The sequence below is a fragment of the Streptomyces sp. SirexAA-E genome (assembly GCF_000177195.2).
Classification (GTDB): Bacteria; Actinomycetota; Actinomycetes; order Streptomycetales; family Streptomycetaceae; genus Streptomyces; species Streptomyces flavovirens.
The window spans coordinates 5,076,111-5,097,056 of record NC_015953.1; the positions used below are offsets into that span (position 1 = coordinate 5,076,111).

A 20,946-nucleotide genomic window follows, 5' to 3' on the forward strand; every position below is an offset into this window, starting at 1 on the left:
TCCCGGCCGGGGCCGTGCGGCCCGCGGTGAGCTCCCGGCCGGGCGCCGGGGTCAGTCGTCGTCCCGGTCCACGGTGACCTCGCCGGTCCTTGCGTCCACGTCCAGGTCGTACCGCGCCCCGTCCTCGCCCGTGACGTCGACCTCCCAGCGCAGGGGCTCGTCCTCGTCGTCGTCCAGGTCCACGGACGTCACCGTGCCCGGGTGGGCCCCGGTCGCCGCGTCCACCGCCGCCTTCAGCGAGACGGCGGCCGAGCGAGGGGCGTGCCGGTCGCGGGCGTCGTTGTCGTCGTCCCGGGCGGACAGCACCTTCGCGCTGCCGGCGTCGACCGTGACGTCGTGCCAGGCCTTGTCCGTGCCGTAGACGTCCAGCTCCCAGACGGTCCGGCCCCCGTCGTCATCGTCGTCGTCCAGCTCCGCCTCGGTGACGGTGCCCGGGACGGACTTCAGCGCCGCGGCGAGCGCCTCGTCGAGGGTGACCCGCCCGCCGGTGGCGCGGCTCTGCTCGGCGCGGTCCGCGCTCCGCGTCACCTGGTCCCGGCCCTTGCCGCCGTCGTCGTCGGCGAAAGCGACGGCCGTGGCGACCCCGCCGCCGACGAGCACGGCGGCCGTGACGGCGCTGATGGCGATGGTGCGCTTCATGAGGTTCCTCCCCGATGGGTGTGCGGTGCGAACGGGATCCACACTGCCGGGGCGATGCTGAACGCAGCCTGAAGCCACCTGAAGCCCTCTTCAGGTTCGGCCTGCCACCCTGTGCGTATGCGCCTGCTGATCGTGGAGGACGAAAAGCGCCTCGCGGTGTCCCTGGCGAAGGGGCTGACCGCCGAGGGCTTCGCCGTGGACGTCGTCCACGACGGCCTGGAAGGACTGCACCTGGCCGGCCAGGGCGGGTACGACCTCGTCGTCCTGGACATCATGCTGCCCGGTATGAACGGCTACCGGGTCTGCGCCGCCCTGCGCGCGGCGGGCCACGACGTGCCCATCCTGATGCTGACCGCCAAGGACGGGGAGTACGACGAGGCGGAGGGCCTGGACACCGGCGCCGACGACTACCTGACCAAGCCGTTCTCCTACGTCGTCCTCGTCGCCCGGATCCGCGCCCTGCTGCGCCGCCGGGGCGGCGGGTCCGCCTCGCCGGTGCTCACCGCCGGCACCCTGCGGCTGGACACGGCGGCCCGGCGCGTGCACCGGGGCGAGGACGAGGTCACGCTGACGGCCAAGGAGTTCGCGGTGCTGGAACAGCTCGCCGTGCGGGCCGGCGAGGTGGTGAGCAAGGCCGACATCCTCGAACACGTCTGGGACTTCGCCTACGACGGCGACCCGAACATCGTCGAGGTCTACATCAGCACCCTGCGCCGCAAACTGGGGGCCGCCGCCATCCGCACCGTGCGGGGCGCCGGATACCGGCTGGAGGCGCGGTGAGGTCGGTCCGGGCCAGGGCGGCCCTGGGCGCCACCCTGGTCGTCGCCGTCGCCCTGGTCGCCGCCGGGCTCGCCGTCCTGCTGGTCCTGCGGGGCAACCTCACCGATCGGGCGGGCCTGGAGGCGGAGGTCGCGGCCCGCGAGGTCGCCGGTCAGCTGGCCCTGGACGTGCCCTACGCCGACCTCGACCTGGGGGACGAGGACACCCACCCCGTCCAGGTGACCGACGAGCGGGGACGTGTGGTGGCGGTCTCCGAGGACCTGGAGGCGATCACCGGGACCGGGATTCCGCGGGTCACCCCGCAGGCGGCGGCCGGCACTCCCGAGGGCGACGACGATGACGACGACAGCCGTGACGACGATCCGGCGCGCGGCGAAGTCTCCTCCGACGAACCGGACTTCACCGACGGCACCGCCACCGTCGACGGCGACAGGGCCGACTACCGTTTCGCCGCCGTCGAGGCGACCACCTCCCGGGGCGTCACCCTGACCGTCCACGCGGGCGCCCCGCTCGCCGCGGAACAGGAGGCCGTGGGCTCCGTACGCGACGCCATGCTGACCGGACTGCCCGCCCTGCTGCTCGTCGTCGCGGGGGTCACCTGGCTGGTGACCCGCCGGGCCCTGCGTCCGGTCGAGGGCATCCGCAGGGAACTGGCCGCGATCACCGCGTCCCAGGACCTCGGCCGCCGGGTGCCCGAACCGGGATCGCGCGACGAGATCGCCCGGCTGGCCCGGACCACCAACGAGACCCTGGGCGCGCTGGAGGCCTCCGTGGACCGGCAGCGGCGTTTCGTCGCGGACGCCTCGCACGAGCTCCGCAGCCCGATCGCCTCGCTGCGCACCCAGCTGGAGGTGGGCGCCGCCCATCCGCACCTGCTGGACGTCGAGGGTGCGGTCGCCGACACCGTACGGCTCCAGGCGCTGGCCGCGGATCTGCTGCTGCTGGCCCGGCTGGACGCGGGGGAGCGGCCCGGGAGGACGGCGGTCGACCTCGGCGCGCTGGTGCGCGAGGAGGTGTCCCAGCGCACCGGCGACCGGATTGCGGTCGAGGTGTCCATGGCGGCGGGCGGGGCGTCGGAGGTGGCCGGCTCGCGCGGGCAGCTGGCCCGGGTGCTCGGCAATCTGCTGGACAACGCCGTGCGTCATGCGGAGCGTTCGGTGTCCGTGGCGGTGGGGGCGGACCGTACGGACGTGCTCGTGGAGGTGGCCGACGACGGCGCGGGGGTGCCGCAGGAGGAGCGGGAGCGGATCTTCGAGCGGTTCGTACGGCTCGACGACGCCCGGAGCCGGGACGACGGCGGAGCGGGACTGGGCCTCGCCCTCGCCCGCGACATCGCGGCCCGGCACGGCGGCACCCTCACCGTGGGCACGTCGTCCCTGGGCGGCGCGGCCTTCGTCCTGCGACTGCCGCGCCACGGCTGAAAGGGCCTACGGCTTGCCGCGCTGCCCGCGCAGGTGGTCCGCGATCGGCGTCAGCGCCGCGCGCAGGTCGGCGAGCGCCTCGGGGGACAGCAGGTCCATGAAGTGCTTGCGCACCGACCGGACGTGGTGCGGCGCGACCTTGCGCATCGTCTCGGCACCGGGCTCGGTGAGGACCGCGTACAGCCCGCGCCGGTCCGACTCGCAGTGCTCGCGGCGCACCAGGCCCGCGTTCTCCATGCGGGTGATCTGGTGCGAGAGCCTGCTCTTGGACTGGAGGGTGGCGGCGGCGAGGTCGCTCATCCGCATGCGCTGGTCGTCCGACTCCGAGAGATTGACCAGGATTTCGTAGTCGTTCATGGTCAGCCCGAACGGCTGGAGATCCCTCTCCAGCTGGTGCGTCAGCAGCCTGCTGACGTCCAGGTGGGTGCGCCAGGCGCACTGCTCCGCATCGGTCAGCCAGCGGGTGGCCGTCTCGGTCTCCATGTATGGATTCTACCTAAGAAGTTGAAAGCCGGACGAAGTCGGGTGGTGTGACGCCGCGCACGCGCCCGGGCGGGCGTCACACTCCGCAGACTACCGTTCACAGGCCGAAGCGACGCTGGAGGTCCCCCAGCTGACCCGAGCCGCGCGGTGCGGACCCCGGCGTCCCCGGCACACCCGGCTCGCCGGGCCCCGCTCCCGTGGGCTGCTCGGGCATCAGCGCCTCGGTCGACTGGAGCAGCACCGTGCCCGCCCCGACGAACTCGAACTGGTGCTCCTCGCCCGAGGTGCCGCCGATCCCGGTCAGGGCACGCAGGCCGCCCATTACCCCCGTCATGTAGGCGTGGTCGTAGTGGTGGCAGGGGGAAGGGCAGTCCGCCCAGCCCACCAGGGCCTGCGGGTCGACCCGCAGCGGCGGCTCCATGAAGACGACCGGCCCGTTGGACGCGGCCACGAACTTGCCCGTGCCGATGAGCGTCAGGAAGCCCGGCACGATCGACTGCTTCAGGGCCAGCGTCGGCTCGAACGCCAGCAGGTTGCCGGACCGGATCGTCAGGTTCCCGTCCGCCAGGTCGAAGGAGTTGACGTCGAACGCCCGGTCCGCGAGCAGCATCTTGCCGCTGCCCTCGGCCACCACCCAGTCGCTCGCGTGCAGCGGGGAGTGGAAGCTGCTGCGGACCAGCCGCTCGAACCGGCCGTGCCCGACGCCGTCGAAGGCGATCTGCCCGTAGTAGGCGATCATCTTGCCCTTCTGGAGGAACCACCGGCTCCCCTTGAGCTCCACGCAGAAGGTGTACGAGTTGACGTTGTCGTCCGACGGCAGCGTCATCGGGTCGAAGATCACGGGCCCGCTCACAGCTTCTCCTCCGACGCCTGGACGTACACCGCTCCGCTGCCGCCGAGCTCCAGCTGGAACGCCTCGCCCGACCCGCGCCCCACCATGTCCCGCCAGCCGAGCGCCGTGGACAGCTTGTTGGTCACCTCGCCGTGGTGCGCGACGTACGCCTGCGGGTCCACGTGCACCGTGTGCCCTGGCGTGATCGGCAGCTCGATCACCCCGCCGTGCGCCATCACCGCGACCGCGCCGTGTCCCCGGAGCGTGGTGGTGAACAGCCCCTGACCGGTCACCTGGCCGCGCACCATGCCCATCACGCCGCCCTGCGAGCCCATGAACATCGTGCCCTGCTGGAGCGATCCGTCGAAGGCGAGCAGCCGGTCGGCCTCCACGTACAGGGTGTCGCCCGCCAGGTTGATCACCTGGATGTGGTGGCCGCCGTGGCCGAACATCACCGTGCCGTTCCCCTCGACCGTCATCAGCGGGGTCGCCTCGCCCGCCACCCGCCGGCCGATCATCGACCCCAGACCGCCCTGGCCGCCCTGGATGTTCGGGGTGAAGGAGACGTCACCGCGGTAGGCCAGCATCGCGCCGCGCTGGCTGTACATCCGTTGGCCGGGCGCCACCGTGGCCTCGACCATCTTGTCGTTGATCTCGCGGAACGGCATCAGACGTCACCCCCGAGGGTGTTGCGCTCGCTCGGCTGCACGTAGACGAGGCCGTCGCCCTCGAAGCGGATCTGGAACGCCTCGCCGGACCCCTCGCCCATGAACGTCCGGAAGTTCACCCCGGACTGGAACTGCTGCCGCAGGGAGCCCTGGTGGGCGATGTAGGCGCCCGGGTCCACCTGGAGCGGGTACTGCGGGGTTACCCGGAGCACCACGGCCGAGCCGTCCGACATGAGGGCGGCCTGGCCGGTGCCCTCGACGGTCGTGGTGAACAGGCCGTTGCCGCTCGCCCCGCCGCGCAGGCCCGTGAAGGCCGTGCCGGTGCGCAGCCCCGCGTCGGTGGCCAGCAGATTGCTCGCCTCGACGTACAGCTTGTCGCCGTGCAGCGAGACGAGACTGATCTCGCTCGCCCGGTCGGCGAAGTAGCAGGTGCCCTGCCCCTTCACCTCCATGACGGCCATCTGCTCACCGGTCAGCCGGCGCGTCACCATGCCCCTCAGCCCGTCACCGCCGCCGGTCATCTTCTTGAAGGTCATCCGGCCGTCGTACGCGACCATCGAGCCGTTCTTCGCCTTGACGGCATCGCCCGTCAGATCGACGGCGAGCGTCTTGCTTCCCTGGAGTCGGAACATCGCCACGGGGTGACGGTAGCCCCCGGGCCGCCGCGCGGACAGGGCCCCCGGGTGGATCCGTACCCCGAAATGACCCGGATGCGGCCCTGGAATGCGGTGATACGTGCCGCCGCGACCCGATGCCGTCCGGGGTGTGGGCCGATGCCACAATGGGCTGTGCTTGTGCCCGCGTTCACAAGCCGTCACGCCCCCTCCCACCGAAGGTGCCCTCGTGGACATCAAGACCGCTTCCGCCCTGCACCGGCTGCGCCTCATCTCGCTTCCCGAGGCGCTCTCCTTCCCGGCGCTGATCATCTTCGGCTCGGTGCTCAGCCGGGTCTCGGACATCGACTTCCTGATGATGCCGCTCGGCGCGCTGCACGGCATCCTCTTCACGATCTACGTGGTCTTCCTGCTGGACGTGTGGGTGAAGACCAAGTGGCCGCTCAAGCGCGTGGCCCTGTTCTTCTTCCTCGCGGTGATCCCCTTCGGCGGGCTGTACGGCGAGAAGCTGCTCAAGCGGTACGAGGCCGACGGCGTCATCGCCGCCCGCGCCCGCGCCGAGGGCACGGTGAACGCATGATCGTCGCCTTCTCCGTCAGCCCGCTGGGCGTCGGCGAGGACGTCGGCGAGTACGTCGCCGACGCCGTACGCGTCGTCCGCGAGTCCGGGCTGCCCAACCGCACGGACGCGATGTTCACCTCGGTCGAGGGCGAGTGGGACGAGGTGATGGACGTGGTCAAGCGTGCCGTCGCCGCCGTTGAGGCCCGCGCCGGCCGGGTCTCCCTGGTCCTCAAGGCCGACATCCGGCCGGGCGTCACGGACGGTCTGACCTCGAAGGTGGAGACCGTGGAGCGCTATCTGGCGGACTGACGATCCGGGCCCCGTGACCGTCCGACGGCGGTCACGGGGCCTGCTCCTGCCCCGCCAGCGCCATACCCAGTGGGGTGCGCTCGTACAGCACCTGGTGGCCGTAGCGGCGCGAGGTCAGCAGTCCCGCGGCCCTCAGCACCGACAGATGCGCCGACACCGACGACGGCGCGAGGCCGAGCCGGTGCGCCAGCGCGCTGGTGCCGGCCGGTTCGTCCAGGGCGCACAGCACGTCCGCCCGGGCCCGTCCCAGCAGCCGGGCCAGGGCGTCGGGTGTGCGGTCGGCGGCCTGGGCCCACAGCCCGCCGATGCCGCGCGCCGGGTAGATCACGGCGGGCAGCCACGGCGGCTCGTACCCGCCGACGACATCCGGCCAGACGAAGACGCTGGGCATCAGGACGAGCCCCTCCCCGCCGAGCACCCGCATGTGGTCGCCCCGGGTACCGGTGACGGTGAGCGTGGAGTCCGCCCAGCGCAGTTGCGGGCTGATCTCGCCGAGCAGCCGCTCGAAGCCGACCTCCGCCAGGCGGCGCGAGTGGTACGCGATGTCGGCCTCCAACAGGGCGCGCAGCCGGGGCCAGTACGGCTCGACCAGTACCCGCCATGCCTGCTCCAGCAGATCCGCCAGCTCCCGGACCGTCCGTGCCGGATCGGCCAGCATCCGCCGCCCGGCAACGGACCGCGCCCCGCCGGGCACGTCGGCGAGGGTCAGCGCGATGTCGTCCTGGGCGACCTGCGGATCGACCGCGCGCAGCGCCGCGATCTCCTCCTCGAAGGAGGCGAGGGGGCCCAGCGGGGGCGGGCAGATGAAGTCGGGGTTGTGCCCGCCGTCCGGCATCAGCAGGTGAAGCGGCGCGAGGTCCAGCCGGGCGGCACTCTCACCGGTCCTGCGCAGCCAGGGCAGGTGGTAGCCGTGCCGGCCCGGACGCCCCAGGGTGCGCACCGCCTCCTGGGTCTCCCACAGCGGGGAGAGCGCGAAGCGGCAGCGCAGCAGGTCGCTCTCGTGGAAGTGCAGATGGAACGGCACGGGGCCTCGCGAAGTTTCGGCGTCAGCCGAAAGTCTACGAGGACACCGCACGGACGCCCCAAGCTGCCCCCATGCCGAGCGACGACCGCCCCCCGGCGGGTACACCCCCTCTCCCGCCCGCCCCCGACGTGCCGTCCCCGGCCCTCGCCCCGGAGCCCCCGGCCCCCCGCACCGACCCGAGCCGGGCACGGGCGCTCCGGGGCGGCACCGAGCGGGCCACCGGCTACCGGGCGGTGTTCGCGGTACGGGAGTTCCGCGCGGTCTTCGCCGCCCATCTGCTCTCCCTGCTCGGCGTCGCCGTCAGCGAACTGGCCCTGACCGTCCTGGTCTACGACCTCACCGGCTCCCCGCTGCTGTCCGCCCTCACCTTCGCCCTGGGCTTCCTCCCGTACATCGTCGGCGGCACCCTCCTCGCCGGGGTCGCCGACCGCTACCCGGCCCGCCGGGTGCTGGTCGTCTGCGACCTGGTCTGCGCCGGGTGCGTCGCCGTGATGGTGCTGCCCGGCACCCCGGTGGGCGGACTCCTCGCGCTGCGCTGCGCCGTCGCGGCCGTCGCGCCGGTCTTCACCGGGACCCGGACCGCCGCCCTGACCGACATCCTCGGCGAGGGCGACCTCTACGTGCTGGGGCGGTCGCTGCTGCGGGTCGTGTCGCAGAGCTCCCTGCTGATCGGTTTCGGGGCGGGCGGACTGCTGCTGGCGGCGCTGTCACCGCGCGGCGCGATGGCGCTCACCGTGGTCACCTTCTGCTGCTCGGCCCTGCTGCTCCGGTTCGGTACCCGGGCCCGCCCGGCCCGGATCGCCGCCGGTGAGCGGGGCGGCGGGACCCTGCTGGCCGACTCGCTGAGCGGGGCCCGGGACGTGCTGGCCGACCGGCGGATCAGGGGGCTGCTGCTGCTCTTCTGGGTCCCGGCGTTCTTCGTGGTGGCGCCGGAGGCGCTGGCCGCCCCGTACGCCGACGCGATCGGGATCGGGCCGGCCGGGGTCGGGCTGCTGATGTGCGCGATGGCCGTCGGCCACATCGGGGCCGAACTCTGCGCGGGCTCCCTGCTGGGTCCGGCCGCCCGCTCCCGGATCGTGCTGCCCACCGCCCTGCTCGGGCTGCTGCCACTGGCGCTGTACGCGGTGCGCCCCGGCGCCGTGCTCGCGGTGCTCGCACTGGTCCTGGCCGGGGCCGGGGCGGCGTACGTCATCGGCCTCGACCAGTGGTTCGTGGACGCGGTGCCCCAGGCTCTGCGGGGGAGGGCCATGACGCTGCTCACCGCCGGGCTGATGACCGTCCAGGGCCTCGGTATGGCCCTCGCCGGGCTGGCCGCCGAGTTCCTCCCGGTGCACGCGGTCGTGGCGGGCTCCGGGGCGGTCGGCACGCTCTGTACAGCACTGGTCGTTCTCGACGTCCGTAGAACGGGTGTCCGGTACCGAAGTGCGAGACAGGGCTGACCGTCATGTGACCAGTGGGTAAGGTCGTGCCGTGCCGAAGCCGCTCAGCCTCTCCTTCGATCCCATCGCCCGCGCAGAGGAACTCTGGCAGCGGCGCTGGGGCCCGGTGCCCTCCATGGGCGCGATCACCTCGATCATGCGCGCGCAGCAGATCCTGCTGGCCGAGGTGGACGCGGTGGTCAAACCGTACGGACTGACCTTCGCCCGGTACGAGGCACTGGTCCTGCTGACCTTCTCGCAGGCCGGTGAGCTGCCGATGTCCAAGATCGGCGAGCGGCTCATGGTGCACCCCACGTCCGTGACGAACACGGTCGACCGGCTGGTGCGCTCCGGGCTGGTGGCCAAGCGCCCCAACCCCAACGACGGCCGGGGCACCCTCGCCTCCATCACCGACAAGGGCCGCGAGGTCGTCGAGGCGGCGACCGAGGACCTGATGGCGATGGACTTCGGACTCGGGGCGTACGACGCCGAGGAGTGCGCCGAGATCTTCGCGATGCTGCGCCCGCTGCGGGTGGCCGCCCAGGACTTCGAGGACAAGGAGTGAACGGGGCCGGGGTGCCGCAAGATCGCCCCGGCCGCCCGGTTAGGCTCGATGTCATGAAACCGAGCGTCCTGACCCGCTACCGGGTGATGGCCTACGTCACCGCCGTCATGCTGCTGATCCTCTGCGTCTGCATGATCTTCAAGTACGGGTTCGACACGGGTGAGGGGCTCACCCTCGTGGTCTCGCAGATCCACGGCGTGCTGTACATCATCTACCTGGTCTTCGCCTTCGACCTCGGTTCCAAGGCGAAGTGGTCGATGGGCAAGCTGCTCTGGGTGCTGATCTCCGGCACGATCCCGACGGCCGCGTTCTTCGTCGAGCGCAAGGTCGTCCGTGAGGTCGGACCGCTGGTCGCGGGCGGCGCCGCTCAGCCCGTGAAGGCCTGACCCGCGCCGCGGAGGCACACCCCGCAACCGCCCCGCGCAAAAGCGCCGGGCGGTTTGCCATCGACATTTACTAGGACGTCCTAGTAAATTTGAAGCATGGACGCTGACGCGATCGAGGAAGGCCGCCGCCGCTGGCAGGCCCGTTACGACAAGGCCCGCAAGCGTGACGCGGACTTCACCACGCTCTCCGGGGACCCGGTGGAGCCCGCGTACGGGCCACGCCCCGGTGACACGTACGAGGGCTTCGAGCGGATCGGCTGGCCCGGCGAGTACCCCTTCACCCGCGGGCTGTACCCGACCGGGTACCGCGGCCGCACCTGGACCATCCGGCAGTTCGCCGGCTTCGGCAACGCACAGCAGACCAACGAGCGCTACAAGATGATCCTGGCCGCGGGCGGCGGCGGGCTCAGCGTCGCCTTCGACATGCCGACCCTGATGGGCCGCGACTCCGACGACCCCCGCTCGCTGGGCGAGGTCGGGCACTGCGGCGTCGCGATCGACTCGGCCGCCGACATGGAGATCCTCTTCGGTGACATCCCGCTCGGCGACGTCACCACCTCGATGACCATCAGCGGGCCCGCCGTCCCCGTCTTCTGCATGTACCTGGTCGCCGCCGAGCGCCAGGGCATCGACCCCGGGGTACTCAACGGCACGCTCCAGACGGACATCTTCAAGGAGTACATCGCACAGAAGGAGTGGCTCTTCCAGCCCGAGCCCCATCTGCGCCTCATCGGCGACCTGATGGAGCACTGCGCCCGCGACATCCCCGCCTACAAGCCGCTCTCCGTCTCCGGCTACCACATCCGTGAGGCCGGGGCGACGGCCGCGCAGGAGCTCGCGTACACCCTGGCGGACGGCTTCGGCTACGTCGAACTCGGGCTCTCGCGCGGACTCGACGTCGACACCTTCGCCCCCGGGCTCTCCTTCTTCTTCGACGCGCACCTGGACTTCTTCGAGGAGATCGCCAAGTTCCGCGCGGCCCGCCGCATCTGGGCGCGCTGGATGAAGGAGGTGTACGGCGCGCGGACCGACAAGGCGCAGTGGCTCCGCTTCCACACCCAGACCGCGGGCGTCTCGCTCACCGCCCAGCAGCCGTACAACAACGTCGTGCGCACCGCCGTCGAGGCGCTCTCCGCCGTCCTGGGCGGCACCAACTCGCTGCACACCAACGCCCTGGACGAGACCCTGGCCCTGCCGTCCGAGCAGGCCGCCGAGATCGCGCTGCGCACCCAGCAGGTCCTGATGGAGGAGACCGGCGTCGCCAACGTCGCGGACCCGCTGGGCGGTTCCTGGTACGTCGAGCAGCTCACGGACCGCATCGAGGCCGACGCCGAGAAGATCTTCGAGCAGATCAGGGAGCGCGGCACCCGCGCCCACCCGGACGGCAGGCACCCCATCGGGCCGATGACCTCCGGCATCCTGCGGGGCATCGAGGACGGCTGGTTCACCGGCGAGATCGCCGAATCGGCCTTCCGCTACCAGCAGGCGCTGGAGAAGGGGGACAAGCGGGTCGTCGGCGTCAACGCGCACCACGGGTCGGTCACCGGGGACCTGGAGATCCTGCGGGTCAGCCACGAGGTCGAGCGCGACCAGGTGCGCGAGCTCGCGACCCGCAAGGAGCGCCGCGACGACGCGGCCGTCGGCACCGCGCTGGACGAGATGCTGGCCGCCGCCCGCGACGGCTCGAACATGATCGCGCCGATGCTCCGGGCCGTCCGCGCCGAGGCGACCCTCGGCGAGATCTGCGGTGTCCTGCGCGACGAGTGGGGCGTCTACACCGAGCCGCCGGGCTTCTGAACCGCGTGCGCGAGGGGCCGGCCGGACTCCCGGCCGGCCCCTCGCGTGTGTCCGGTCCTCCGGGGGTGACGGCCCCTCGTCCCCGGCCGCACGGGACGGCGGAGGACGGCCGGTCACACCGAGGTCGCACAACGTACTTCCTGTGAAGCCGTTGTGAGGAGCCCGTCATGGATGTAATGATCATGACGAGCTCTGGGGGGTGTTCGAGGGGCGTCGCCCGGAGAGTTCACGACTGCGCCGTGCGCCGTCCCCGCCTTGCCCTGGGGCGTCATCCGATGACCAGGGAACGGTGGATCGTGCAGTTCAAAATCCCGGTAGGACCAGGCCGCACCCGGCGGGGTGCGGCCAGACTGATGGCGGCGACGGCCTTCGTCACCGCGCTGTCGACGATGTCGACACTCGCCCACGCGGTGCCGCAGGCCCCCTCCCCGCAGAGAGCCGCGGCCGCGCAGGAGGACGAGTCGCCCGTCTACCCGCTCAAGGGTGAGGTCGCCCACTACGACTTCGAGTGGAGCGAACCGGAGTACACCCCGACCGGGCAGGACCTGGAAGGCGGACCGGAGGCCACCCACCACAACGGCATCTACGCCGGCCCCAGGACCGACAACGAGGACATCTGGGGAGGCGGGTCCGGCGGGCGCACACTGCGCCTGGACGGGGTGGACGACTACCTCACCATCCCGGTGCCCCTGCCCACGGACCAGTCCTTCACCGTATCGACGTGGCTGCGCTCGGAGAAGCCCGGCAAGCCCTACACCGTCATCTCGCAGCCGGGGACCCAGGTCTCCGGCTTCGCGCTGAAGATCAACGCGGACGGCAAGCCCGCCTTCTCCATGCCGAAGGAGGACACCGCCGCGACGGCCTGGGACACCGTCACCGGAACGGCCCCGGTGGCGACCACCAACGACTGGACCCACCTCACCGGCGTCTTCGACGCGGCGGCCGGCCAGATCCGGCTGTACGTGAACGGTGCCCGGGTGGCCACCGCGGCCCACGCCAAGGGCTGGCGGGCCACCGGTGACATCGAGGTGGGCCGCGGGCTGGCGGCGGGGCAGCCGACCGGGTACTTCCCGGGCCGGATGGACGACGTGCGGGTGTGGAGCCGCGCCCTGGACGACCTCCAGGCGTCCGGCGCGGCGATACCCCAGCGCATCGCGCGCGCGGACTACTGCACCACCGGCAACTGGCTGCACGCCGGCGGCCCCAAGGTCAAGGCCGCCGCCGCGCAGGGCCTGACGGGCCCCGCGGTCAACGCCCGGCTGGCCGTCTACACGTGGGGCTTCGGCACGCTCGGCATCGCGCGTCGCGAGGACCAGGACGACCTGCGGGTGGCCGACGCGGCCCACGAGACGCGCCGGACCGGGTGGGCGGGCATCACGAAGCCGTTCGCCGTCCACAACGACGACTACATGACGTTCCTGGAAGCCCCCGACTACGCGCAGACGATGCTGCAGTTCCTGGGTGACGACGGGACCAAGAACTTCGACGGACTGCCGCCCACCAAGCCCTCCAAGGCCGCGCTCGACAACGCGCTCGCCATTCTGGAGCAGCGGAAGGAGGAGTCGAAGAACGAGCCCTACGGCGGCGTCTACGGCTTCACCTCCGCGGAGGACCTGAAGCAGCTGTCGGCCTACGAGATCGCCCGGTTCATCCGGCTGGGCGGGCTCCCCTCGGTCAGCCCGGACGCCGACTCCCTCGAATTCCGCATGGAGGCCGAGGAGCTCAAGACCCAGTGGGCCGGCTGCGCGACCGACGACCCCTACGACCCGTTCAAGAAGTTCGGCGACGTGGTGGAGATCGCGGACGCCGAATGGCAGGCCGAGCAGGCGAGCCAGGCCAAGCAGCGCGGTGACCTCGTGGCCGCCGAGATCCAGTCGTACAAGGACCTGCGCAAGGCCTCGGACGCCATGATCGAGGCCCAGGGCCAGGCCTACATCGTCAGCCGGATGCTGGTCTTCCAGAAGTACTGGCAGGGCAAGCCCAAGACGGACCCGAGCTATCCCAAGGCCGCTGTCTTCACCAACGCGACCACCGCGATCAGCAACGCCAAGAAGGCGATCTCCGCCCAGCTGACGATCGCGAAGAACGCCGCCACCTCGGCCGAGACCCAGGCCGGCAAGGCCGCGACGGCGCAGACCGACGCCGGGGCCATCGCGCTGGCGAACGGCACCCCGTACGGCCGCGGTCTCACCTACGCGCGGCAGTCCGCGCAGGTGACCAAGGCCTCGGCCTCCGCCGCGCAGTCCTCGGCCAAGGCGATCGAGGCGACGCTGAGCGCCGTCTCGGCCACCGCGGCCGACAGCAAGGCGCTCTACTCGCTCGGCGCCACGCAGTCCCACGCCGCCCAGACCGCCTTCAAGCGCGCGGCGGCGGAGGAGGCGGCCGCGCAGGCGAAGGCCGCCGCAACCGGCGCCGAGCAGCAGGCCACCAAGGCCGCGGAGAACGCCAAGAAGGCCAAGGCCGCGCAGGCCAAGGCCGAGGCCGCGGAGCAGACGGCCAAGACGGCCGCCGCCGACGCGAAGGCGAAGCGGGCCACAGCCGAGAAGGAACGGGACAACGCCAAGGCGCAGAAGGACATCGCCGCCGCCGAGCGTGCCAAGGCGGCAGCCGCCGACCAGGAGGCGCGGGCCCAGCGGGATGCCGCGGGCCGGGCACTGAGCGCCGCACAGGCGGCCGGAACCACCGCCGCGACGAAGAAGAACGAGGCCCTGGCCGCCGAGAAGCGGGCCAAGGAGGCCCGTGACGGAGCGCTGCGGGCCGAGAGCGACCGGGACGTCGCCGAGGCCAAGTGGTGGGCGCTGGAGGCCAAGGCCGACGCGGACGAGGGCACCGCCGCGGCGGCCGCGTCCCGTGCCGCGGCGACCCAGGCCCGCTCGGCGGCGAACGACGCCACCACAGCCGCGTCCAACGCCCGCGCCGCCGCCAACGACGCCACCACGGCCGCGGCCAACGCCCGCGAGGCCGCGACCAAGGCGGAAGCGGCCGCATCGCGCGCCAGGGCCGCCTCCGACGCCGCCCAGCGCGATGTGGCGATCACCAACGCGGCCGTGACGAAGGCGCACTCGGCCGCGGCCGACGCGATCGCCTCCTCCGAGGCGGCGGCACAGAACGTCCGCGCGGCCAAGGCACTCGCCGACACCGCGAAGGCCAAGGCCGCCGAGGCCAAGGCGAACGCGGACATGGCCCACATCGAGGCGGTCGCCACCGCCGCCGAGGCCGTACGCACCGCCGGATACGCCTACGCGGCGTCCCAGGCGGCCGACGCCGCCCGTGACGCGGCCGTCGCGGCCGTCGCGTCGGCCAACAACGCCATCTCGCTGGGCACCCCGTTCCGCGAGACCGACTCCTCGGCCGGCCTCGCCGTCCTGGTGGGCCAGACGGCGAAGTCGCTGGCCGAGCAGCAGGCCGCGGTCGCCAAGGCCAGGGCGGACGAGGCGGCCAAGGCCGCCGCCACGGCCAAGGCGCTCGCCGCCAAGGCCTCGGCCGACGACAAGGCCGCGGCCACCGCCGCGTCCCAGGCCGCGGACTCCGCCGTGCGGGCCGCCGCGTCCGTCACCAAGGCGCGGGCCTCCGCGGCCGAGGCGGCGGCCGCCGTCAAGGCGACGCTCAAGGCCGAGGCCAACACCATCGAGTACAACCGGCAGGCCACCAGCGACGCGGCGGCGGCAGCCGCCGCGGCGTCCACGGCCACCGGCTACGCGACCGACGCCCGCAACTCCGCCGACGCCGCGGAGCTGGACGCGTCCTCGGCCCGTAGCGCGGCCTCGGCCGCCGAGGCGGACGCCGCCACCGCGCGCGGGGTGGCCGACCAGGCCGAACGCGACGCCACGGCCGCCGAGGCGTCCGCCGCCCGCGCCCAGGACCTCGCGCGGGAAGCACAGGAAGCCGCCGTCCGCACGGAGAACGCCGCGGAACGGGAGACCGTGACCAAGGGCGGTGCCACAGGCATCGGCCAGATGTTCACCAAGCAGAATGTCGAGCAGCTCGGGGATCCGGCACCGCAGAACGACTGTGTGCTGGACATCGGCTTCGAGGGCTGCACGGTCAAGTACAAGCTGCGCTTCAACATCACGATCGACTTCTACCTGTGCGCGGAGGAGGACGCCGACGCCGACGTCAGCGCCGCGACCTGCCCGGTGGACTCCATCGTGTGGCTCGGCAGCGAGAAGCACGAGAACCAGACGGCGTACATCGACAAGTACTTCAGCCGTCTGGAGATCACGATGATCTTCGACAAGATGGTGCTCCAGACCCTGTGGCACATGCTCGTCGACGACTTCGTGCAGTGCGCGAAGGGCAGCGTGAGCGGTTGTCTCTGGGCGGCCAGCAACTTCGTCCCGGGCAAGAAGATCGCCGACGCGGTGGACGCCGTACGCGCCCTCGACGCGGCGATGAAGACCGGGGTGGGCGTCGGCGACGCGTACCGGGTCCTGAAGAAGCTGGATCTGGACCCGCAGGTCCTCGCGGCCATCGAGCGCGAGGTCAACGTCGTCGAGGACGCGCTCACCGCCTGCAAGGCCAACAGCTTCCCGGCCGGCACCCAGGTGCTCATGGCCGACGGCTCGCACCGGCCGCTGGAGTCGGTGCGGGTGGGCGAGCGGCTGCTGGCGGGCGACCCGGTGAGCGGGGCGCTGGTCCCCCGGCCGGTGACCGACACCTTCCAGCACGACACCGAGCGCCTGGTGGACCTCACCATGGCGGACGGTGCGACGCTGAGCAGCACCGCCGGGCACAAGTTCTTCGTCACCGGCCGGGGCTGGACCCTCACCTCGGACTTGGCGGCGGGCGACCGTCTGCGCGATCCGCAGGGCACGGAGCAGACGGTCGCGGCCGTCCGGGACCGTTCCGGCCTCGACCCGCGAACGGTGTACGACCTGACGGTCGGCGGTCTGCACACGTTCTTCGTGCGGACCGAGGGCGGGCGCGCGCAGGACGTCCTGGTCCACAACTGCACGAACATCATCGCGGACGAGGGCGTCAGCGGCGCCCACACCCTGACCGACCACGTCATCAGCGACGGGGCGGCCTGGGACCGCGCGCAGACCAAGGGCAAGGCGACGAACTGGAAGGACCAGGCGACGGCCGCCCGCGCCGTCTCCGAGGCATTCGCGCAGTGGGCCCAGGCACCCGGCAACGCCGCCGTCCTGTCCAAGTGGGTGTCCAAGCAGGCCCAGAAGAGAGGAAAGGGAATCGCCTTCAACCCGACGGTCGACCTCAAGCCGATCCGGTGGGAGCTCCGGGGCGAGGGGTCACTCGGCAAGGTGTTCACCAAGGACGGCCCGCGAGCGGGCACGGCCACCGGCAGTACCGTGGTGATCCAGCTGAAGTACGTGAAGGACCACCCGAAGAAGTACGTGGTGTACACCTCCTACCCGGAATAGGACGTCGGTCATGGAGAAAGCACACGACGGTTTCGACGAGGACTTCGGGCTCAGCGGTCTGACGCAGAAGTTCCAGGACCCGGCGCCGGTCGAGGACGTCGCCGCCGCGACGGAAGTCGTCGCGGCGGTCGCGGACCAGTTCGAAGGCGCCTACGCCTGGCAGTTGCTGGAGGACGCGCAGCGGCTGGTCTCCTCGTCCCTGTCCGACGAGGTGATCGTCACCTTGTGGCTCGGTGCGACACGCGGTTATTTCGATCCGACCGCCCACGCCATGGACGGCCGCTCGTGGCTGCGCGGGATCGCCGAGGTGTGCGTCGTGCGGATCCGCCGGGACGAACCCTCGTTCGTCCCGGCGGCCCCCGCACGACCGGGCCACCCGGAGCTGAGGCCGGCGGTCCTCGACGAGATCCGTGCCGTCGGACCGGCACTGGCCGAGGCGGGGATGACGTCGCTCCACGCGGATCCGCTTCCAGGGCTGGTACCGGCCCTGGAACGGGCCGTCGCCGAGGTCGGCGCCGACCTCGGGTTCCGGTTGTTCCTGCGCGCGTTGCAGGCGTACTTCGTACGGATCAGCGGTACCACGCACCAGCGGCTCCTGGCGCTGGGCGAGAGGCTCGGCCACAACCGGTTCGTGGTGGACGACGGCTGCCTCAACGTCTGGCCGGAACTCGACTGACGTAGGCGGTGTGCGGATGAGGGCGGTACCGGAACCACCGGCACCGCCCTCGTGCCGTCCGCGTGCCGTGGGTGCTACGGGGACGCCGCCGACCCCAGCCCCTTCAGCAGCAGCAGCGTGAAGCGCCGGGCCCAGTCCGCGTCGACGGGTTCGGCGCTCACCAGGGCCCGGTGCACCACCGCGCCGGCGATCACGTCGAAGATCAGGTCGGCCGTCCGGGCCGCCACCTCCGCGTCCGGCTCGACGGGCAGCTCGCCGCGTCGCTGGGCGCGCTCGCGGCCCTGCAGGACGAGGCGCTTCTGCCGCGCCACGATCGAATTCCGTATCCGGCCCCGCAGTGCCTCGTCGCGCGTCGACTCCGCGACCACCGCCATGAGCGCCGTCCTGGTCTCCGGGCGTTCCAGCAGCGCCGCGAACTGGAGCACCACGGCCTGCACGTCGGCCGTCAGGCTGCCCAGGTCCGGCAGTTCCAGTTCGTCGAAGAGGACCGCGACCGCGTCCACGACCAGCTCGTTCTTGCCCGCCCAGCGGCGGTAGAGGGTCGTCTTGGCCACCCCCGCCCGGCTCGCCACGTCGCCCATCGTCAGCTTCGACCAGCCGAGGTCGACCAGCGAGGCGCGGGTCGCCTCCAGGATCGCGGCGTCCGCCGCGGCACTGCGCGGGCGTCCGGACCGGGCGGGTTCGGTGAGGCTGTGGCTCGGCATGCGGCGACCATACCGGCCGGTAAGTACCGCTGACCGGCCCCGGGAAGCGTGAGACAGATCACCGGAAGGGGTTGCCCCCGAGGGGGTCCGGACAGATACGCTACGGGTCGTAGCGTAAGGACGGTGGTGCACCGCCGGCTCACGCCACGACTGAACGACAGCCACAGGTACCGGGTGGGGACCCGGTGCAGCACGGGGTTTTCAGGGCCCCTCGACCGTGTTCGTCCGCCCGTCGCGCACACCGGTGCGGCAGTGGACGGACACGGTTCGCGGATCGTTTTTCGCAACCGTGGTGCCAGGGGGGAGGATGTACGCATGCAGCCTAGGAACATGTCCATGAGCGGCGTCGTCGACCTCGCCGCTGTGAAGGCGGCCGGCGAGGCCAAGGCGAAGGCGGAGCAGGCGCGCGCCGAGTCCGCCCGCACCGGGGGCGGTGGCGGGGTGTCCCCGGCCTCCCTGGTGATCGACGTCGATGAGGCGGGCTTCGAGAGCGACGTCCTCCAGCGTTCCACCGAGGTCCCGGTCGTCATCGACTTCTGGGCCGAGTGGTGCGAACCGTGCAAGCAGCTCGGCCCGCTCCTGGAGCGCCTCGCCGTCGAGTACAACGGCCGCTTCGTGCTGGCCAAGGTCGACGTCGACGCCAACCAGATGCTGATGCAGCAGTTCGGGATCCAGGGCATCCCGGCGGTCTTCGCCGTCGTCGCCGGGCAGGCCCTGCCGCTCTTCCAGGGCGCAGCCCCGGAAAGCCAGATCCGCCAGACGCTGGACCAGCTGATCCAGGTCGGTGAGGAGCGTTTCGGCCTCACCGGGGTCGTGGTCGACGCGGACGCCGGTGAGGGCGACGGCGCCCCCGCCGAGGTGCCCGCCGGCCCGTACGACGCGCTGCTGGAGGCCGCCGCCCAGGCGCTGGACGCCAGCGACTTCGACGGCGCGGTCCAGGCGTACCGCAACGTCCTGTCCGAGGACCCGCTGAACACCGAGGCCAAGTTGGGCCTCGCCCAGGCCGAACTGCTGCGCCGGGTCGCGGACATCGACCCGCAGAAGGTCCGCGCCGCTGCGGCGGAGAAGCCGGCCGATCCGGCCGCGCAGATGGACGCCGCCGACCTGGACCTCGTGGGCGGACATGTCGAGGACGCCTTCGGGCGCCTCGTCGAGACGGTCCGCCGCACGTTCGGTGACGACCGTGACGCGGTGCGGGTGCGCCTGCTGGAGCTCTTCGAGGTGATCGGCCCCGAGGACCCCCGGGTCGCCGCCGCGCGGACGGCACTGGCGCGCGTCTTGTTCTGATGTGACAACACGGCCGCGGTACCCCCCGGGTGCCGCGGCCGTTTTCGCGGGCGGACGACAATGGACGCCCTCGCTTTACCAAATCTTGACACTCGAACGAGCTGTTACTCGCAGTAAATCGCCTTCCGTGGTCTGTCCGGTTAAGTGGGGCAATCGCACCGTTCGGGCGTCCCTTTGGTACCACCCTGTGTGTCCGCCCGGTATCGCCCCGTCGCGCCCTGGTTATCACCCCGTTACTAGTGAGTAACGACCCCCCTTGTGTCACGGCCGTGAATGCACCACGATCGGCCACGCTCGGTCCAATACCCGTCAGCCCGACAGCCGGTCGGCGCCGACGGCCTGTTGGGTCCCCACCGGGTGGTCGGCGGCAGTGGTGCCGATCGCGGACAGGGGGGTTCCCTGCCCCTCGGCGGGGCCTGTCCGGCCGGCCGCGCAAGACGCGTGGCCAGTGGTTGTCGCTCGGGGGTGATCGCCGGTGATTCGGAAGCGGTACGCGCCTCCGGTCCGGGCGCTCTCCTTCCCGAGGACGTAGCACTTCTCCCATCCCAGGACGGGCACCACGCCCGCACCGGAGATGTACGTCCGAGAAGGAGGAAATGAATGAGTTCCCAAGTTCGCGGTGGAACGAGATGGAAGCGTTTCGCCCTGGTCATGGTGCCGAGCGTCGCGGCGACCGCCGCGGTGGGCATCGGCCTGGCGCAGGGCGCCCTGGCGGCGTCGTTCAGCGTGTCCGGGCAGGAGTTCAAGGTCAAGGCCACCGAGCTCGAGGGCTGGGACTTCGTCCAGTACGGCAACGTGGCCTCGGGCAAGACGCTCGAAGGCAAAGATCTGAACGAGCCGGTGGCGGTGTCGGGCTTCAGCAAGGCCTACATCACCAACATGTGCCAGTCGGTCGTCACGCCCAAGGTGCCCTTCGGCATCGGTAACGTGGTCCTGCGGCTGGAGGCGGGCGGCAAGGGGCACGACCGCGTCTTCGCCAAGAGCCTCTACCTCGACGTGTCGGAGCTCGACGCCGACGCCGAGTTCAAGAACATCGACATCGGCGTGGCCGCGGGTTCCCTGCCGAAGTCGGAAGGCAAGCCCGGCATCCAGCCGAAGACCCAGGCCAACCCCTACGGCTTCTCGCAGCGCGCCGAGAAGGCACTGCTGAAGAACGTCGAGCAGAAGGCGTGGGCCACGACCGCCGGCACCTTCAACCTCAGCGGCCTGAAGCTGCGGCTCTCCAGGGACCTCGACCAGGAGTGCTACTAGGGCGTGTTTCGAAAGTCCCGCCTGCCCGGCGACACCCGGCACGCACTCCCCCAAGGCCTTGAGGGCCGGGGGGACCCCCATCCGCGTTGTCGGGACCGCCCTGATACATCCAGTACCGGGGCGACCCTCCGTCGTGCGATCGCACGCACC

The 20,946-nt window shown here is 71.7% G+C and carries 19 protein-coding genes; 12 read left to right on the forward strand and 7 right to left on the reverse strand.

Annotated features, from left to right (window positions below):
- Positions 1-51 precede the first annotated feature (51 nt).
- A complete protein-coding gene (locus SACTE_RS22815) occupies positions 52-639 on the reverse strand; it encodes a PepSY domain-containing protein (protein WP_014048377.1) in 588 nt (195 codons plus the stop codon).
- Between the two features lie 117 nt (positions 640-756).
- On the opposite strand from SACTE_RS22815, the gene SACTE_RS22820 reads away from it, so the two are divergent.
- Together SACTE_RS22820 and SACTE_RS22825 are read left to right on the forward strand one after the other, a co-directional pair.
- Positions 757-1,419, forward strand: coding sequence for a response regulator transcription factor (locus tag SACTE_RS22820; protein WP_014048378.1), 663 nt, complete (start codon positions 757-759; stop codon positions 1,417-1,419).
- Positions 1,416-2,840: a HAMP domain-containing sensor histidine kinase gene (locus tag SACTE_RS22825; RefSeq protein WP_014048379.1), complete on the forward strand. Its 1,425-nt coding sequence runs from the start codon at positions 1,416-1,418 to the stop codon at positions 2,838-2,840. The genes SACTE_RS22820 and SACTE_RS22825 overlap by 4 nt, the downstream gene beginning before the upstream one ends.
- A 6-nt stretch (positions 2,841-2,846) precedes the next feature.
- Here SACTE_RS22825 and SACTE_RS22830 read toward each other — a convergent pair whose 3' ends face one another.
- From SACTE_RS22830 to SACTE_RS22845, 4 genes are all read right to left on the reverse strand, one after another.
- On the reverse strand, positions 2,847-3,323 hold the full coding sequence (locus SACTE_RS22830) for a MarR family transcriptional regulator (RefSeq protein ID WP_014048380.1): 477 nt from the start codon (positions 3,321-3,323) through the stop codon (positions 2,847-2,849).
- A 97-nt stretch (positions 3,324-3,420) separates the two neighbouring features.
- A complete protein-coding gene (locus SACTE_RS22835; protein WP_014048381.1) occupies positions 3,421-4,176 on the reverse strand; it encodes an AIM24 family protein in 756 nt (251 codons plus the stop codon).
- Positions 4,173-4,823: an AIM24 family protein gene (locus SACTE_RS22840; RefSeq protein ID WP_014048382.1), complete on the reverse strand. Its 651-nt coding sequence runs from the start codon at positions 4,821-4,823 to the stop codon at positions 4,173-4,175. The genes SACTE_RS22835 and SACTE_RS22840 overlap by 4 nt, the downstream gene beginning before the upstream one ends.
- Entirely contained in the window at positions 4,823-5,455 is a 633-nt protein-coding gene (locus tag SACTE_RS22845; protein WP_014048383.1) for an AIM24 family protein, read from the reverse strand. The genes SACTE_RS22840 and SACTE_RS22845 overlap by 1 nt, the downstream gene beginning before the upstream one ends.
- Before the next feature lie 211 nt (positions 5,456-5,666).
- Between SACTE_RS22845 and SACTE_RS22850 the strand changes: the two genes are divergently transcribed.
- Both SACTE_RS22850 and SACTE_RS22855 read left to right on the forward strand, forming a co-directional pair.
- The gene (locus SACTE_RS22850) at positions 5,667-6,017 is read left to right on the forward strand and encodes a DUF3817 domain-containing protein (RefSeq protein ID WP_014048384.1); all 351 of its coding nucleotides are present in this window, start codon (positions 5,667-5,669) and stop codon (positions 6,015-6,017) included.
- A complete protein-coding gene (locus SACTE_RS22855; RefSeq protein WP_014048385.1) occupies positions 6,014-6,307 on the forward strand; it encodes an MTH1187 family thiamine-binding protein in 294 nt (97 codons plus the stop codon). The genes SACTE_RS22850 and SACTE_RS22855 overlap by 4 nt, the downstream gene beginning before the upstream one ends.
- A gap of 31 nt (positions 6,308-6,338) precedes the next feature.
- Here the strand turns inward: SACTE_RS22855 and SACTE_RS22860 are convergent, their stop codons facing one another.
- Positions 6,339-7,331 (reverse strand): DUF5937 family protein, encoded by a 993-nt coding sequence (locus SACTE_RS22860; RefSeq protein ID WP_014048386.1) that lies wholly within the window; start codon positions 7,329-7,331, stop codon positions 6,339-6,341.
- 71 nt (positions 7,332-7,402) lie between these two features.
- On the opposite strand from SACTE_RS22860, the gene SACTE_RS22865 reads away from it, so the two are divergent.
- The 6 genes from SACTE_RS22865 (at position 7,403) to SACTE_RS22890 (ending at position 17,554) form a co-directional block, all read left to right on the forward strand.
- Positions 7,403-8,770, forward strand: coding sequence for an MFS transporter (locus SACTE_RS22865; RefSeq protein WP_014048387.1), 1,368 nt, complete (start codon positions 7,403-7,405; stop codon positions 8,768-8,770).
- Between the two features lie 31 nt (positions 8,771-8,801).
- On the forward strand, positions 8,802-9,314 hold the full coding sequence (locus SACTE_RS22870; protein ID WP_014048388.1) for a MarR family transcriptional regulator: 513 nt from the start codon (positions 8,802-8,804) through the stop codon (positions 9,312-9,314).
- A gap of 53 nt (positions 9,315-9,367) precedes the next feature.
- A complete protein-coding gene (locus SACTE_RS22875; protein ID WP_014048389.1) occupies positions 9,368-9,700 on the forward strand; it encodes a DUF3817 domain-containing protein in 333 nt (110 codons plus the stop codon).
- A gap of 96 nt (positions 9,701-9,796) precedes the next feature.
- Positions 9,797-11,497: a methylmalonyl-CoA mutase family protein gene (locus SACTE_RS22880; protein ID WP_014048390.1), complete on the forward strand. Its 1,701-nt coding sequence runs from the start codon at positions 9,797-9,799 to the stop codon at positions 11,495-11,497.
- A gap of 353 nt (positions 11,498-11,850) precedes the next feature.
- A complete protein-coding gene (locus SACTE_RS22885) occupies positions 11,851-16,878 on the forward strand; it encodes a LamG-like jellyroll fold domain-containing protein (protein WP_050986376.1) in 5,028 nt (1,675 codons plus the stop codon).
- Between the two features lie 10 nt (positions 16,879-16,888).
- The gene (locus tag SACTE_RS22890) at positions 16,889-17,554 is read left to right on the forward strand and encodes a hypothetical protein (RefSeq protein WP_014048392.1); all 666 of its coding nucleotides are present in this window, start codon (positions 16,889-16,891) and stop codon (positions 17,552-17,554) included.
- A gap of 74 nt (positions 17,555-17,628) precedes the next feature.
- Here the strand turns inward: SACTE_RS22890 and SACTE_RS22895 are convergent, their stop codons facing one another.
- Complete coding sequence (locus SACTE_RS22895; RefSeq protein ID WP_014048393.1) at positions 17,629-18,258, reverse strand: TetR/AcrR family transcriptional regulator; 630 nt, start codon at positions 18,256-18,258, stop codon at positions 17,629-17,631.
- Positions 18,259-18,573: 315 nt separating this feature from the next.
- Here SACTE_RS22895 and SACTE_RS22900 point away from each other — a divergent pair, with 315 nt between their 5' ends.
- Together SACTE_RS22900 and SACTE_RS22910 are read left to right on the forward strand one after the other, a co-directional pair.
- On the forward strand, positions 18,574-19,545 hold the full coding sequence (locus tag SACTE_RS22900) for a tetratricopeptide repeat protein (protein ID WP_014048394.1): 972 nt from the start codon (positions 18,574-18,576) through the stop codon (positions 19,543-19,545).
- A 600-nt stretch (positions 19,546-20,145) separates the two neighbouring features.
- Complete coding sequence (locus tag SACTE_RS22910; protein WP_014048396.1) at positions 20,146-20,796, forward strand: DUF6230 family protein; 651 nt, start codon at positions 20,146-20,148, stop codon at positions 20,794-20,796.
- Positions 20,797-20,946 lie beyond the last annotated feature (150 nt).

Coding starts and splice junctions, on each gene's coding strand:
- SACTE_RS22865 (WP_014048387.1), top strand. CDS start 7,403: ATGCCGAGCGACGACCGCCCCCCGGCGGGTACACCCCCTCTCCCGCCC.
- SACTE_RS22820 (WP_014048378.1), top strand. CDS start 757: ATGCGCCTGCTGATCGTGGAGGACGAAAAGCGCCTCGCGGTGTCCCTG.
- SACTE_RS22815 (WP_014048377.1), bottom strand. CDS start 639: ATGAAGCGCACCATCGCCATCAGCGCCGTCACGGCCGCCGTGCTCGTC.
- SACTE_RS22900 (WP_014048394.1), top strand. CDS start 18,574: ATGCAGCCTAGGAACATGTCCATGAGCGGCGTCGTCGACCTCGCCGCT.
- SACTE_RS22830 (WP_014048380.1), bottom strand. CDS start 3,323: ATGGAGACCGAGACGGCCACCCGCTGGCTGACCGATGCGGAGCAGTGC.
- SACTE_RS22885 (WP_050986376.1), top strand. CDS start 11,851: ATGGCGGCGACGGCCTTCGTCACCGCGCTGTCGACGATGTCGACACTC.
- SACTE_RS22875 (WP_014048389.1), top strand. CDS start 9,368: ATGAAACCGAGCGTCCTGACCCGCTACCGGGTGATGGCCTACGTCACC.
- SACTE_RS22880 (WP_014048390.1), top strand. CDS start 9,797: ATGGACGCTGACGCGATCGAGGAAGGCCGCCGCCGCTGGCAGGCCCGT.
- SACTE_RS22840 (WP_014048382.1), bottom strand. CDS start 4,823: ATGCCGTTCCGCGAGATCAACGACAAGATGGTCGAGGCCACGGTGGCG.
- SACTE_RS22855 (WP_014048385.1), top strand. CDS start 6,014: ATGATCGTCGCCTTCTCCGTCAGCCCGCTGGGCGTCGGCGAGGACGTC.
- SACTE_RS22845 (WP_014048383.1), bottom strand. CDS start 5,455: ATGTTCCGACTCCAGGGAAGCAAGACGCTCGCCGTCGATCTGACGGGC.
- SACTE_RS22890 (WP_014048392.1), top strand. CDS start 16,889: ATGGAGAAAGCACACGACGGTTTCGACGAGGACTTCGGGCTCAGCGGT.
- SACTE_RS22910 (WP_014048396.1), top strand. CDS start 20,146: ATGAGTTCCCAAGTTCGCGGTGGAACGAGATGGAAGCGTTTCGCCCTG.
- SACTE_RS22895 (WP_014048393.1), bottom strand. CDS start 18,258: ATGCCGAGCCACAGCCTCACCGAACCCGCCCGGTCCGGACGCCCGCGC.